Genomic DNA, 13,621 nt, shown 5'->3' with positions numbered 1-13,621 from the left:
GTCAGGCCCATTCCCAGCGCAGTCCGACCACGCCGGGACCGAAGTCGAGCGCGACCGCGTACGCGTAGCCCCACGTGTCCACCGGGGTCTCGCGCACGTCGGTTGGTTCTTCACCGGTCAGACCGGTCGTGAATTGCTCACAACGCACGGGGCGGCACCGTGAGTCGTACCTGACCTCCAGGACGTACTCGCGCACGGGGTGGCGGAAGCGCCGCGAGTGCGTGTTGTCGAACGTCGGGTGGTGCGGTGCGACGTGGATCAGCTCGTACTCGACGGCGGTCCGCTCGCCCCGCCGCAGCGGTCGGTCGAGCAGCAGCTCGGCGACCATCAGGCCGTTGCGCGGGTCGGCGGACACCCGTCCCAACCGGCACGACCGCAGCGTGCCGATGACCGGCAGCGGGTCGCCGGGCAGGCGGGTGTCGTAGCCGAGCAGCACCCGGTCGACGCCGGAGCGCTCGGCGCGCAGCACCTGTCGGGAGCGCACCCGGCGGGTGCTGCCGTCCATCGCGAGCTCCACCTGGTCGCGCAGGCTCAGCCGGGTCAGGTCCTGGTCGGTGCTGGTGTCGACGTCGGCCAGCAACTCCGCGATGGTCGCGTAGTCGCTCTCGCCGACCCACCCCTCCGGGCCGGACACGCGCGTCCTGGGCCGGGCCTTGCCGCGTGGCCGCGGCGGCCCGAGCAGCGAGCTCAGCCCGCCCGAACCGACGTCGAGGATCTCCTCCAGGTGGCTGACGGCGGTGAGCGAGTCCGGTCGTTCCGGCCGCCGGCGACCGGACTGCCAGTAGCTCAGCGCGGCGATGCTGACCGCGACGCCCCGCGTGCGCAGCTTGTGCTGGATGCGTTCCAGGCTGAGCCCTTTGGCGCGGATCGCCGCACGCAATGCGTCCGCGAAGGGGTCGGCCCCCGCTTCGATCCGTCGGGGATCGCGCGTCCGCGATTCCGGTCCGACGACTGGCGTAGGCATCTTCGCTCCGTTCTCCCAAGGACAAGGCGAGCGACGTTATCGTGCGAAATCGCCGGCGCGGTACAGCCGATCGGGTTTCCCGCCATGAATTTGACCGAATCGGACGGCAAAATCCGGTCCGCTGTGGAATGTTTGAATTCTCATTAACAGCAGCGCTGTGAAGAGCCCGGTACCCTCGATCGCCGCACCGCGCTCGGTCATCCGGCCCCGTCCCGGTACGCGGACCGGGCTATGGCCTTGGGTACGTGGGGTGATGCACGGCACACCCCGGTGGGGGAGGGCTTCGACCGCGATCGCAATCCGGCGTCGGCGACCGTTCCCGGCCCGGGTTGCGCAACCCCTATGCCGAAGGTCACGTTGACCCGTGCCGCAATGACCGTAGCACCGGTGTCCGCGCTGGTCGTGGGCTCGGTCGCGGCACGCGGGGGTGACATCCGCCGGGTCGGTGGGGCGAGGATCGGGCCCAACGGTTACATACTCACCCCGGAGAACTTCTGCGCAGTGGGCGCGGACGCGCCGGCCTCTCGTTTCGACGGGGCCTCCGACCGTATTTTCTCCACAGCGTTGAATCGCTTCTCAATCACGTTGTCGGTCGCCGTCGCGACGCTTCTCCGCCGTTGTGCGGTTCCGGCCGGTCGGAACCGTCGGGCGGTCGGGCGACCGAACCGACCGCCCGATCGGACGACCACCGGCGCGGCGGAGTCGGCCACACTGGCAGTCCCGCGCGTGATCCGCGCCGGGGATCCCTTACCCCGCAGAGGAAAGCCGTATGCGCAAGCTCTTACCGGGCCTCGCCGTGGCCGCCCTGACCCCGACCTTGCTGATCGGGGCCCTGCTCCCCGCGCCCGCCCACGCCGAGGGCGTCGTCCTGCACGCGGGCTCACCCACCGCCGTGCCCGGCAGCTACATCGTCAAGCTCGAGGACCCGGCCGCGGCCGACGCCGTGACGGCCGCGCTCGACGGGCGGGTCACCCGCAGGTTCGCCGCGTTCGGCGGCTTCGCCGCCTCCCTCACCCCGAAGCAGGCTCGTCGGCTCGCCGCCGACCCCGCGGTCGCCTACGTCGAGCAGGACCAGGTCGTGCACGCGCACTCGACGCAGCCCAACGCGCCGTGGGGCCTGGACCGGATCGACCAGCCCGCCCTGCCGCTGGACACCACGTACGGCTACACCACCACGGGCGCGGGCGTCACCGCGTACGTGATCGACACCGGCATCCGCGTCACGCACGTCGAGTTCGGCGGCCGGGCCGGGCACGGCACCGACACCGTGGACAACGACTCCGTCGCCCAGGACGACAACGGGCACGGCACGCACGTCGCCGCCCTGATCGCCGGCAGCACGTACGGCGCCGCCAAGGGCGCTCGGGTCGTCGGTGTGCGCGTGCTCGACGCGCGGGGCAGCGGCACGATCGCCGGCGTCATGGCGGGCGTGGACTGGGTGCGGCTCAACGCCCGCCGCCCCGCCGTGGCGAACCTGAGCCTGGGCGGCGGCGCTTCGGTCGCCCTGGACGACGCGGTCCGGCGGCTGATCGCGTCCGGCGTCACCGCGTCCGTCACGGCGGGCAGCAGCAACGGCAACGTCGGCAACACCTCGCCCGCCCGGGTCGCCGAAGCCGTCACGTCCGGGGCCCACACGCAGACCGACGCCCGGGCCCCGTTCTCCAACTACGGCAGCGGCGTGGACCTGTACGCGCCCGGTGTCGCCATCACGTCGGCGTGGCACACGAGCGACACCGCCACCGCCACGCTCAGCGGCACGTCGATGGCGACCGGCTTCGTCAGCGGTGTCGCCGCCCGGTTCCTCCAGATCGACCCCGCCGCCACCCCGGCCCTGGTGCAGACCGAACTCACCAAGCCGGGCCCGCTGCCCTGGGGTGGCCGGCTCCTGCACTGGTCGCCCACGCGGTAGTCACGTCCCTTCCCCTGCAAAGGACCCGCCATGCGCACACTGCTGTCCGGCCTGGGCGTAGCCGCCCTGGCCGCCGTCACCCTCACCGCACCGGCGCACGCCGAAGGCGTGGTGCTGCACGCGGGCTCGGCCACCGCCGTGCCCGGCAGCTACGTCGTCAAGCTGAAGGACGTGGCCGCCGCCGACGCGGTCACCGCCCGGCTCGACGGCCGCGTCACCCGGTCGTTCCCGGCGCTGCACGGCTTCGCCGCGACGATGACCGCGAAGCAGGCCCGCCGGCTGGCCGCCGACCCGGCCGTCGACTACGTCGAGCAGGACCAGGTCGTGCGGGCGCACACCACCCAGACCAACGCGCCGTTCGGCCTCGACCGGATCGACCAGCGCGCGCTGCCCACCGACGGCAACTACAGCTACACGTCGACCGGTGCGCGCACCCGCGCGTACGTCATCGACACCGGGCTGCGCACCACCCACACCGAGATCGCCGGTCGCACGTGCGCGGGCTACGACGCGGTCGACAACGACACCGTGCCGCAGGACGACAACGGGCACGGCACGGCCGTCGCCTCCCTCATCGCGGGCCGGGTGAACGGTGTCGCGAAGCAGGCCCTGGTGTGCGGCGTCCGGGTGCTCAACGGTTCCGGCAGCGGCACGACCGCGGGCGTGATCGCGGGCATCGACTGGGTGGCGCGCAACCACGTCAAGCCGGCGTCGGCCAACCTGAGCCTGGGCGGCGGCGCGTCGACCGCGGTGGACGACGCGGTCCGCCGGCTGATCGCCGCGGGCGTCACCGCGTCGGTCACCGCGGGCGGCAGCAACGCCGACGCGGCCAACTACTCGCCCGCCCGCGTGCGGGAGGCGCTGACGTCGGGCGCGGCCACCCGAACCGACACGCGGACCACGTTCTCCAACTACGGCTCGGTGGTCGACGTCTACGCCTACGGCATGAACATCACCGTGGCGTGGCACACCGGCGACACCGCCACCAACACGCTCAGCGGCACGTCGCTGTCCACCGCGTACGTCACGGGCGTGACGCTGCGGTACCTCCAGCTCAACCCGACCGCCACGCCCGCGCAGGTGCACTCGGCGGTGGTCACCGAGGCGACACCGCTGTCGTGGGGCCGGTTGCTGTACTGGTCGCCGACCCGCTGAGCTACTGCTCCGCGAGGTGGGCCTGAGCCTGGGTCGACGGGGCGAGCACGTGGCGCATCACGAGCTCGCCGCCGTCCACCTCGCCGGTGTCGGCGAAGCCGAACGCCGCGTACAGGCCGCGCGCCACCGCGTTGCCCGGCACGACGCTCAGCACCAGGTCGGTGCGGCCCTCGGAGCGCGCCACGTCGGCGATCGCGGCCAGGCCCTTGCGGCCGAGGCCGCGGCCCTGCGCGCGCCGGTCGATCATGAAGCGCACGATGTGCAGCACCTCCGGCCGGTCGCGTTCGAGGAGGGTGAACCCGACCAGCTCCTCTCCGCTGAACAGCGCAAGGGGTTGCAACTTCGGGCGGTAGATCCAGGCGTCCGCGATCGACTTCAGGTTCGTCGCGACGAACGCCCGCTGCTCCTCGTGGACCTCCAGGCCGATGACGGCCCGGTAGTTGTCCTCGGTGACCGGTTCCAAACGCATGTCCGGACGGTAGCGCCGCCGTCACGCGCGTGCTCTCGGATTATGGGAACCCGCAGGTCAGGCGGTTTATTAACGGCGTGGGTTCAACTGGCAAATGTTCACACTTCCGAGTTAACGCATCCGTTGCCTACGTTGGTGACTGTCAGCGAGGGCAAGGTGGCCCAATGTCACCCCCGAGCCCTGCGAAGCTCCTCGGGGTGCGTTGGGGTCACCGTTGGAAAGAACGGAATCCCGCATGCGACAGTCACGACAGGTCCGGTTCCTGGCCGGGGTCGGGGCGACGGCGCTCGCCGTCACCGCGACCTCCCTGTTGGCCGCCCCGGCGCAGGCCGCCGAGGGCGAGATCCGCGCCGCCGACGCCGCCCACAAGGTCCAGAACCACTTCATCGTGAAGCTCAAGGACGGCTCCGCCGCGTCCGCCGAGAGCCTCGCGGGCCAGTACGGCGGCAAGGTCGACACCGTGTTCCGCAGCGCGCTCAACGGCTTCACCGTGTCGCTGCCCGAGGCGGCGGCGAAGCGGCTCGCGGCCAACCCGGCCGTCGAGTACGTCGAGCAGGACCAGGTCTTCACCACGCAGGCCACGCAGACCAACCCGCCCTCGTGGGGCATCAACCGGATCGACCAGCGCAACCTGCCGCTGGACTCCGCCTACAGCTACACGTCCACCGGCTCGGGCGTGAACGTCTACGTCATCGACACCGGCGTGCGGATCAGCCACAGCACCTTCGGCGGCCGGGCCCGCAACGGCTACGACGCCGTGGACAACGACAGCGTCGCCCAGGACGGCAACGGCCACGGCACGCACGTCGCCGGCACCATCGCGGGCAGCCAGTACGGCGTCGCCAAGGGCGCCACGATCTACGGCGTGCGCGTGCTCAACAACGCCGGCAGCGGCACCACGGCCGACGTCGTCGAGGGCATCGACTGGGTGACCAACAACCACATCAAGCCGGCCGTGGCCAACATGAGCCTCGGCGGCGGCGCGTCCACCACGATCGACGCGGCCGTGCGCCGGTCGATCGCGGCGGGCGTCACCTACGCCCTCGCGGCGGGCAACAGCAACGCCAACGCGTCCAACTACTCCCCGGCCCGCGTGAGCGAGGCCATCACGGTCGGCGCGACCACCAACACCGACGCCCGCGCCAGCTACTCGAACTACGGCTCGGTGCTGGACATCTTCGCGCCGGGCTCGTCGATCACCTCGGCGTGGCACACCAGCGACTCCGCCACCAACACCATCAGCGGCACCTCGATGGCGACGCCGCACGTCGCCGGCGCCGCGGCCCGCTACCTGCAGGGCAACCGCTCGGCCACCCCGGCCCAGGTCGCCAGCTACCTGGTCGGCCAGTCGACCCCGAGCAAGGTGACCAGCCCGGGCTCCGGTTCCCCGAACCGCCTGCTCTACCTGGCGCCCTCCGCCTGATCGCGCACCACGTGAGCCGGGGCCGTCCCTCTCCGAGGGGCGGCCCCGGCCGTTCGCGTGCTCCGACCTGCGCGTTAACGATCCGCTCAACGTTCGTTCAGCCGACCGACGCACACTGGCACCGCGGCGGCCCGGGGGGCAGTCCCGGTAGGTGGGCTGAGGGGGGAGGGCCGCCGCTCTCACACGTGGATCGACAACATCAGCGACGCCACCCAGCAGACGCCGATCACCTGGAGCACGTGGTCGCGCAGTGCGATCCGCTCCGGTTCACCCGCGCCGCCGCCGTCCACGTCGACCGCGTACCGCAGCACGCCCACCACGAACGGCACGATCGACAGCATCGCCCAACCGGAGTCGTAGTCGGCCCGCTCGCGCATCTCGAACGCCCACAGCGCGTAGGCGAGGATCATGATCGCGGCCGCGGTGGCCCACACGAACCGCAGGTAGCTGGCCGAGTAGCGGCGCAGCGACGCCCTGATCTCCGCACCCGTGCGCTCGTACAGCACGATCTCGGCGTACCGCTTGCCCGCCACCATGAACAGCGAGCCGAAGGCCGTGACCAGCAGGAACCACTGCGACAAGGGGATACCGGCCGCGATGCCGCCCGCGATGGCGCGCAGCAGGAAGCCCGACGCGACGATGCACAGGTCGATCACCGGCTGGTGCTTCCACGCGAGGCAGTAGCCCAACTGCGCGACGCAGTAGACGGCGATCACCACGACCAGCGGGGGACCGGAGCACAGCGCGACGCCGACGGCTCCGGCGAACAGCGCCGCCGCCGCGCCGCACGCCGCGTGCGGCGGGACCACCCCCGCCGCGACCGGTCGGTACCGCTTGGTGGGGTGGGCCCGGTCGGCGGCCACGTCGATCACGTCGTTGACGAGGTACACCGCCGAGGCGGCGAGGCAGAACGCGGCCAGCGCCAAGCCGGTGTGCAGCAGCACGGCCGGCTCGCCCAGCCGGTTCGCGGCGAACGGCGCGGCCAGCACGAGGAAGTTCTTCACCCACTGGTGCGGTCGGGTCGCGCGGACCAGCCCGGTGATCGTGCCGGCCGGCCGGGTGGCGGTCCCGCTCATCCCGGCGCTCATCCCGCCGCTCCGTCCAGCTCGCGCCGGACCAACCGGCCGAGCACCGCACCCAACGCCGCGCCCGCCGCCACGTCGGTGGGGTAGTGCACGCCGAGCACGAGGCGTGACAGGAGCATCGGCGGCACGAGCACCGGTTCCAGCCGCCGACCGGTGAGCCGCGAGAACAGGACCGCGGCGGCGGCCGTCGACACCGCGTGCGCGGACGGGAAGCTCAGCCGACTGGGCGTCCCGGCCAGCACGCGCACCGACTCGTCGTCCGGACGCTGCCGCCGGACCACCCGCTTGACCGCGATGGCGGCGGCGTGCGACCCGGCGACCCCGACCGTGGCGACCAACCACTCCCGACGCTGCCGCCGGTCCAGGGCCGCGCCGGCGAGCCCGAGCGCCAGCCAGCCGGCGCCGTGCTCGCCGAACCACGACACGCCGCGTGCCGAGGCCACCACCAGCCGGTGGCCGAGCGCTCGCTGCACCTGGCTCAGGACAGTGATCTCGGCGACCATGGCAAGCCTCCTGCGGGTGGTGACGTCGGCGGTCGGTGGCGGTCGGTGGTCATCCGGGCAGCCGGCCGGGGCGCAGGGTCGGGCCGCACCGGCCGCGCGGCGCCCGTGCCCGCTCCTGCTGGGCACGGGCCACGTGGTCGCGCACGTAGTCGCGCACCGCGATCAGCGCCCCGGCGTCGGGCACGGCGTCCCGGCGCACCCAGTCCTCGGCCACCGGGCCGGCCGAGATCACGTGGTAGTCCGCCGCGAGCCGCGGGTCCGCGACGATGCCGGTCGCCTGCGACCAGTAGCCGTGCGAGTGGATGAACGTCGGTTTGACCCGGTCGAACGCGTAGTCGCGGATCCCGGCCATGTCGTGGGCGTCCCAGAGGTCGGCGATCCGGGATTCGGCCAGCCCGGCCAGGTCGACCACCTCCAGCCGTTGAAGCCGCGCCCGAACTGATCGGCCACCGCGCACAGGGGCACCGTCGGCGCGGTGCGGAACCCCTGCGCCGCGGCGGTGAACTGGGCCGCCGTCGGCAGGAGCGCGGCGGTGAGGACCGCCGACAGCACCACGCGCCGCCGCGCCGTGCCCCGCCCCAGCACCCGCGCCGCCGCGAAGACCGAGACCAACGCGCCGAGCACCCACACGGGCGTGGCGAACCGCAGCTGCCCCATCCAGTCCTCCGCCAGCACCGCGAACGCCACCATCGACAACCCGAACGGCACGAGCAGCGCGACCAACCCCGACCGCAGCACGCACCCCCGCGCCAGCACCACCCCCACGCACACCGCCAGCACCAGGACCGCCGGCGCACCGGTGTACTGCACGAGCTCGCCGACCCGGGTGAAGCGCGCGAGGTCCGGCGGCTCCTGGCTCTTCGCCGTCGCGGGCAGCGAGAGCCACCGGCCGAACTCCACCCGCCGCCACGCCACGTAAGCGCCGAACGGCACCAGGAACGCCACCACCGACAACGCCACCGACCGCGCCGCCACCGCCGACCCCGCCCGGCGCAACGTCACCAGCACCAGCAGCGGGTACGCGCCCGCGTAGACCAGCCCGTCCGGACGCGTCAGCGCGGCCAGCGCGGCCAACGCCCCGACCAGCACCGCCACCCGCCGGGACAGCAGCCGGTCGTCCCGCACCCCCAGGAACAGCACGACCGCGAGCCAGCACGTCACCAGCGCGTAGAGCGGGTTCTCCAACCCGGAGAACGTCCAGATCACGAACGACGGGACCACCGCGAGCACCGCGCCGAACGCCAGGGTCACCAGGCCGGGCCGGCGGAACACCCGGCGCGCGGCCGTGTGACAGGCCAGCAGCACGCCGGCGCAACACAGCACCGCCACCGCCTTGGGGAACAGCACGTGATCCGGCAGGCCGAGGACCGCTCCCCGGTCGAACAGCCCGACCAGCCTGCCGAGCGCCAGCACCGCCAGCCACGCCGGGTTCGAGTACCCCTCGGTCGGGGCGGCCCCGGGTTGCAGGACCGGACCGGCGCCCTCGGTCACGCTGCGCGCGTACGCGAACGTGATCGCCGCGTCGTCCACCAGCCAGTTGCCGTACAGCGCACCGTGCGCGGTGATCAACGCCGTGCCCGCGGCCACCGGCAGGGCCGAACGCGCGCGCAGCGGACGACGTGGCCGCGTCGACCGGGCGGTGAGTCGTTCGGGCGTGGTCGTCGCGGTCATGCCGGCAACCGCCGGAACACCGCGCGCGGCAGGTGCCGCAGCGCGGACATCACCACCCGCAACGACGCGGGCGCCCACACCAGCTCGCGCCGGTCGCGCACCGCGTTCACGACCACCTCGGCCACCTGGTCGGCGGTGCTCGACAGCGGTGCCGGCCGCAGCCCGGCGGTCATCCTGGTGCGCACGAACCCCGGCCGCACCACCGTGACCGTGACGCCGTGGGGGCGCAGCGCCTCGCCCAGCCCCTGGTAGAACGCATCCATCCCGGCCTTGGTCGAGCCGTAGACGAAGTTCGACCGCCGCACCCGCTCGCCCGCCACCGACGACAGGGCGACGATCACGCCGTGCCCCTGCTCGCGCAGCCGCTCGGCGAGCCCGACGCCCACCGACACCGCGCCGGTGTAGTTGACCCCGGCCAGTTCGAGCGCCGCCTCGTGGTCCTGCCAGGCGCGCTCGGCGTCACCCAGCACGCCGAACGCCACCAGCGCCACGTCGATCCCGCCGTCGGCGAAGGCCTTGTCGAGCACGGCCGCGTGGCTGCCGACGTCCCGCGCGTCGAAGTCCACCGCGGTCACCGGCACGCCCGCCGCCGCCAGTTCCGCCACCGCCTCGTCACGGCGGCCCGAGGGCCGGGCGGCGAGCACGACGCGCGGGGTGCGCGCGCCGGTGTAGCGCCGCACCACCGCCCGCGCGATCTCGGACGTGCCGCCCAGCACGAGCAGGCTCTGCGGATTGCCCACCGCGTCGATCACAGGTTCAACCTCCTGGACATGTCGGAGACGAAGACGCCGTCCGGGTCGACCGAGGCGCGCACCGCGCGCCACTCCTCGAACCGGGGGTAGCCGCGGCGGACGGCCTCGGCCGTGGTCCGCGACTCCTTGGCCAGGTAGTGCCGCCCACCCGCGCCGAGCACCAGGTCGTCCAGCTCGTCGCACAGCCGGCCGAGACCCGGCCGCACCGGGAGGTCGACGCACAGCGTCCAGCCGGGCATGGGGAACGACAGCGGCGCGCGGTTGCCCGGCCCGAACCGCTTGAGCACGTTGAGGGCCGAGACGTGGCCGGACGCGGAGATCCGCCCGACCACCTCCCGGACCACGTCGACCGCCGCGAACGGCACGGCGAACTGGTACTGCAGGAACCCGCGCGGGCCGTAGCCGCGGTTCCACTCGCCGATCACGTCGAGCGGGTGCAGGAACTGCGTGATGTTCTGCACCCGCCCGGACCTCGTGGGCGACTTGCGGTACCAGAGCTCGCTGAAGGCACGGCCGGTCACCCGGTTGAGCAACCCGGACGGCAACCGGTCCGGCACGGTGAACAGCCGGGGCGCGTCGAACGCCAGCGGTGCGTGGCGCAGCTTCTTCGGCAGCTCGTCGAGGCGGGCGTGGTTCGCCCTGGTCAGCACGCCCCGGCCCAGGCGCGGCCCGGTGGCCGTGGCATCGAACCACGACACCGACTCGGCGTACCGGTCGTCGTCGGCGGACTGCCGCTCCAGCAGCTCGTCCAGGTCGGCCACCCGCTCGGTGTCCACCACGAAGTACGAGGTCTCCACCGGCACGACGCGCAGCGTCGCCCGCAGCACCACGCCGGTCAGGCCCATGCCGCCGACGGTCGCCCAGAACAACGCCGAACCCTCGCCGTCCGGCGTGAGCGTGCGGACCGAGCCGTCCGCGGTGAGCAGGTCGAGCGACCGCACGTGGTCGCCGAAGCTGCCCGCGACGTGGTGCCCCTTGCCGTGCACGTCGGCGGCGATCGCGCCGCCCACCGTGACCTGGCGCGTCCCCGGCAGCACCGGTGGCCACAGCCCGAGCGGCAGCAGCGCCCGCATCAGCGCGTCCAACGAGACCCCGGCCTCGACGTCGACCAGGCCTTCGTCCGCGTCGACCCGGCGAATGCGGTCGAAAGAGGTCATGTCCAGCACGACGCCCCCCGCGTTCTGCGCCGGGTCGCCGTAACTGCGGCCCAGGCCGCGCGCGATGACACCCCGTTCGCGGGACTTCTTCACGATGTCCGCGACACCTTCGAAATCGCGTGGGGAAACGAGCCGCGCGACCGTCGGCGCGGTCCGCCCCCAACCGGAGAGCCTGGCTAGCATCGGCGCGGACCAACGGACACTGGAATTCCATTCGGGAGGTGGTGGGACGGTGGCGCGAAACGGTGGCGTGACCCGTCAAGCGGTCGTGTTCGTGCTGGTGGGAGCTGTGTGCGCGCTGATCGACTACGGCAGCTACAGCGCGCTGCTCGCATCGGGGGTGTGGGTGCACGCCGCCAAGGCGGCCAGTTTCGCGCTCGGCACCACGGCGGCGTTCTTCCTCAATCGACGGTTCACGTTCGGTGTCTCCGCTGGGGGTGTGCGGCAGGTCTCGGGGTTCGCCCTGCTGTACCTCAGCACATTTCTCGTCAACGTATTGGTCAACGCGCTCGCATTGCACCTGTTGCCACCCATTCGGGTGGAATACGTGGTGGCGTGGCTGGCCGCGCAGGGCGTCGCCACAACCGTCAACTTCGCCGGCCTGCGCGTGGTGGTCTTCCACGACGGGAAACCTGGTGGCGTCGGGCAGCGGGTCGTTGGCTAGCCTTTGACGACCAGCCGCCAGTCGAGCTGACCCCAGAGATAGCGAACACCGAGGAGAGCAGTTCCCGTGATGCGCACGCACGAGGCCGGGAAGCTCCGCGCCGAGCACGCCGGGCAGTCCGTCACCCTGACCGGGTGGGTGGCCCGCAGGCGCGATCACGGTGGCGTGATCTTCATCGACTTCCGGGACGCCTCCGGCGTGGCGCAGGTCGTCTTCCGCGAGGGCGAGATGGCCGAACGGGCGCACAAGCTGCGCTCGGAGTTCGTGGTCAAGGTGGTCGGCGACGTGACCCGCCGCCCCGAGGGCAGCGAGAACCCCGACCTGCCCACCGGTGAGATCGAGGTCTACGCCAGTGAGCTCGAGGTGCTCAACGAGGCCGCGCCGCTGCCGTTCCAGCTCGACGAGCACCTGGAGGTCGGCGAGGAGGCGCGCCTGCGCCACCGCTACCTCGACCTGCGCCGCAGCGGCCCGGCCAAGGCCATGCGGCTGCGCAGCGAGGCCAACCGGATCGCCCGCGAGGTGCTGCACGCGGAGGACTTCGTGGAGGTCGAGACCCCCACGCTGACCCGCTCCACCCCCGAGGGCGCGCGCGACTTCCTGGTGCCCGCGCGCCTGCGCCCCGGCTCCTGGTACGCGCTGCCCCAGTCGCCGCAGCTGTTCAAGCAGCTGCTGATGGTCGGCGGCCTGGAGCGGTACTACCAGATCGCCCGCTGCTACCGCGACGAGGACTTCCGCGCCGACCGGCAGCCCGAGTTCACCCAGCTCGACATCGAGATGAGCTTCGTCGAGCAGGACGACGTGATCGCGCTCGGTGAGAAGATCATCTCCGCGCTGTGGCAGGGTCTGGCCGACCACGAGATCGCCCGGCCGTTCCGCCGCATCTCCTACGCCGAGGCGATGGCCAAGTACGGCACGGACAAGCCGGACCTGCGCTTCGACCTCGAGCTGACCGAGCTGACCGAGTACTTCTCCGACACGCCGTTCCGGGTGTTCCAGGCGGCGTATGTGGGCGCGGTCGTCATGCCCGGCGGCGCGTCGCAGCCCCGCCGCACGCTCGACGCGTGGCAGGAGTGGGCCAAGCAGCGCGGGGCCAAGGGCTTGGCGTACGTGCTGGTCCAGGAGGACGGCACGCTCGGCGGCCCGGTCGCCAAGAACCTGTCCGACGCCGAGCGCGACGGCCTGGCCAAGGCCGTGGGCGCCAACCCGGGCGACTGCGTGTTCTTCGGCGCGGGCGACCCCGACGGCGCGCGCGCCCTGCTCGGCGCGGCCCGCGTCGAGATCGCGCACCGGGTCGGCCTGATCGACGAGAACGCCTGGTCGTTCGTGTGGGTCGTGGACTTCCCGATGTTCGAGGCCGTGGACAAGATCGGCGACGACGTCGCGGTCGGCAGTGGCAAGTGGACCGCGCTGCACCACGCGTTCACCTCGCCGACGCCGGAGTGGATCGACCGGTTCGAGGAGGACCCGGGCAACGCGCTGGCCTACGCCTACGACATCGTCTGCAACGGCAACGAGATCGGCGGCGGGTCGATCCGTATCCACCGCGCCGACGTGCAGCAGCGGGCGTTCCAGGTCATGGGCATCACGCCCGAGGAGGCGCAGGAGAAGTTCGGCTTCCTGCTCGACGCGTTCAAGTACGGCGCGCCGCCGCACGGCGGCATCGCGTTCGGCTGGGACCGCATCGCCATGCTGCTCGGCGGGTACGACTCGATCCGCGAGGTCATCGCGTTCCCGAAGAGCGGCGGCGGCTACGACCCGCTGACCGCCGCGCCCGCACCGATCACCGCGCAGCAGCGCAAGGAGGCGGGCGTGGACTTCAAGCCCGCGCCCGAGAAGCCGGCCCAGTAGCGGACGGGCCGAGCGACCTCC

13 protein-coding genes are annotated in these 13,621 nt (G+C 72.5%); 5 read left to right on the top strand and 8 right to left on the bottom strand.

Annotated features, from left to right (window positions below):
* Position 1: 1 nt before the first annotated feature.
* The gene (locus FHX81_RS09645; RefSeq protein ID WP_141977077.1) at positions 2–964 is read right to left on the bottom strand and encodes a hypothetical protein; all 963 of its coding nucleotides are present in this window, start codon (positions 962–964) and stop codon (positions 2–4) included.
* Between the two features lie 769 nt (positions 965–1,733).
* Here FHX81_RS09645 and FHX81_RS09640 point away from each other — a divergent pair.
* Complete coding sequence (locus FHX81_RS09640; protein WP_141977075.1) at positions 1,734–2,873, top strand: S8 family peptidase; 1,140 nt, start codon at positions 1,734–1,736, stop codon at positions 2,871–2,873.
* 30 nt (positions 2,874–2,903) lie between these two features.
* Positions 2,904–4,028 carry a S8 family peptidase gene (locus tag FHX81_RS09635; protein WP_141977073.1) on the top strand — a complete coding sequence of 375 codons (1,125 nt, stop codon included), beginning with the start codon at positions 2,904–2,906 and terminating at the stop codon, positions 4,026–4,028.
* Position 4,029: 1 nt separating this feature from the next.
* Here FHX81_RS09635 and FHX81_RS09630 read toward each other — a convergent pair whose 3' ends face one another.
* Positions 4,030–4,497, bottom strand: a complete 468-nt coding sequence (locus tag FHX81_RS09630) for a GNAT family N-acetyltransferase (RefSeq protein ID WP_141977071.1) — start codon at positions 4,495–4,497, stop codon at positions 4,030–4,032.
* A 235-nt stretch (positions 4,498–4,732) separates the two neighbouring features.
* Here FHX81_RS09630 and FHX81_RS09625 point away from each other — a divergent pair, with 235 nt between their 5' ends.
* Positions 4,733–5,920, top strand: a complete 1,188-nt coding sequence (locus FHX81_RS09625) for a S8 family peptidase (protein ID WP_141977069.1) — start codon at positions 4,733–4,735, stop codon at positions 5,918–5,920.
* Between the two features lie 179 nt (positions 5,921–6,099).
* Here FHX81_RS09625 and FHX81_RS09620 read toward each other — a convergent pair whose 3' ends face one another.
* The 6 genes from FHX81_RS09620 to dprE1 are packed head-to-tail and all read right to left on the bottom strand — an operon-like array spanning position 6,100 to position 11,271.
* Positions 6,100–7,008 carry a decaprenyl-phosphate phosphoribosyltransferase gene (locus tag FHX81_RS09620; RefSeq protein WP_141977067.1) on the bottom strand — a complete coding sequence of 303 codons (909 nt, stop codon included), beginning with the start codon at positions 7,006–7,008 and terminating at the stop codon, positions 6,100–6,102.
* Positions 7,005–7,508, bottom strand: a complete 504-nt coding sequence (locus FHX81_RS09615; protein ID WP_141977065.1) for a phosphatase PAP2 family protein — start codon at positions 7,506–7,508, stop codon at positions 7,005–7,007. The genes FHX81_RS09620 and FHX81_RS09615 overlap by 4 nt, the downstream gene beginning before the upstream one ends.
* A 49-nt stretch (positions 7,509–7,557) precedes the next feature.
* Positions 7,558–7,740: a hypothetical protein gene (locus FHX81_RS41910; protein ID WP_246107726.1), complete on the bottom strand. Its 183-nt coding sequence runs from the start codon at positions 7,738–7,740 to the stop codon at positions 7,558–7,560.
* On the bottom strand, positions 7,737–9,179 hold the full coding sequence (locus tag FHX81_RS09610; RefSeq protein WP_246107725.1) for a hypothetical protein: 1,443 nt from the start codon (positions 9,177–9,179) through the stop codon (positions 7,737–7,739). The genes FHX81_RS41910 and FHX81_RS09610 overlap by 4 nt, the downstream gene beginning before the upstream one ends.
* A complete protein-coding gene (dprE2, locus tag FHX81_RS09605; protein ID WP_141977063.1) occupies positions 9,176–9,931 on the bottom strand; it encodes a decaprenylphospho-beta-D-erythro-pentofuranosid-2-ulose 2-reductase in 756 nt (251 codons plus the stop codon). Before dprE2 ends, FHX81_RS09610 begins: the two co-directional genes overlap by 4 nt.
* Positions 9,928–11,271, bottom strand: a complete 1,344-nt coding sequence (gene dprE1, locus FHX81_RS09600; RefSeq protein ID WP_141977060.1) for a decaprenylphosphoryl-beta-D-ribose oxidase — start codon at positions 11,269–11,271, stop codon at positions 9,928–9,930. Before dprE1 ends, dprE2 begins: the two co-directional genes overlap by 4 nt.
* Positions 11,272–11,320: 49 nt before the next feature.
* Between dprE1 and FHX81_RS09595 the strand changes: the two genes are divergently transcribed.
* On the top strand, positions 11,321–11,752 hold the full coding sequence (locus tag FHX81_RS09595) for a GtrA family protein (protein WP_246107724.1): 432 nt from the start codon (positions 11,321–11,323) through the stop codon (positions 11,750–11,752).
* 66 nt (positions 11,753–11,818) lie between these two features.
* Positions 11,819–13,600 carry an aspartate--tRNA ligase gene (gene aspS, locus FHX81_RS09590; RefSeq protein WP_141977056.1) on the top strand — a complete coding sequence of 594 codons (1,782 nt, stop codon included), beginning with the start codon at positions 11,819–11,821 and terminating at the stop codon, positions 13,598–13,600.
* The last annotated feature ends 21 nt before the right edge of the window (positions 13,601–13,621 follow it).

This window comes from Saccharothrix saharensis, from assembly GCF_006716745.1.
Lineage (GTDB): Bacteria > Actinomycetota > Actinomycetes > Mycobacteriales > Pseudonocardiaceae > Actinosynnema > Actinosynnema saharense.
This window is presented reverse-complemented; position numbering and strand designations above follow the sequence as displayed.

What these genes read in the sequence shown, in the direction of transcription:
- FHX81_RS09645 (WP_141977077.1), bottom strand. Translation starts at nt 964, where the DNA reads ATGCCTACGCCAGTCGTCGGACCGGAATCGCGGACGCGCGATCCCCGA.
- FHX81_RS09640 (WP_141977075.1), top strand. Translation starts at nt 1,734, where the DNA reads ATGCGCAAGCTCTTACCGGGCCTCGCCGTGGCCGCCCTGACCCCGACC.
- FHX81_RS09635 (WP_141977073.1), top strand. Translation starts at nt 2,904, where the DNA reads ATGCGCACACTGCTGTCCGGCCTGGGCGTAGCCGCCCTGGCCGCCGTC.
- FHX81_RS09630 (WP_141977071.1), bottom strand. Translation starts at nt 4,497, where the DNA reads ATGCGTTTGGAACCGGTCACCGAGGACAACTACCGGGCCGTCATCGGC.
- FHX81_RS09625 (WP_141977069.1), top strand. Translation starts at nt 4,733, where the DNA reads ATGCGACAGTCACGACAGGTCCGGTTCCTGGCCGGGGTCGGGGCGACG.
- FHX81_RS09620 (WP_141977067.1), bottom strand. Translation starts at nt 7,008, where the DNA reads ATGAGCGCCGGGATGAGCGGGACCGCCACCCGGCCGGCCGGCACGATC.
- FHX81_RS09615 (WP_141977065.1), bottom strand. Translation starts at nt 7,508, where the DNA reads ATGGTCGCCGAGATCACTGTCCTGAGCCAGGTGCAGCGAGCGCTCGGC.
- FHX81_RS09610 (WP_246107725.1), bottom strand. Translation starts at nt 9,179, where the DNA reads ATGACCGCGACGACCACGCCCGAACGACTCACCGCCCGGTCGACGCGG.
- dprE1 (WP_141977060.1), bottom strand. Translation starts at nt 11,271, where the DNA reads ATGCTAGCCAGGCTCTCCGGTTGGGGGCGGACCGCGCCGACGGTCGCG.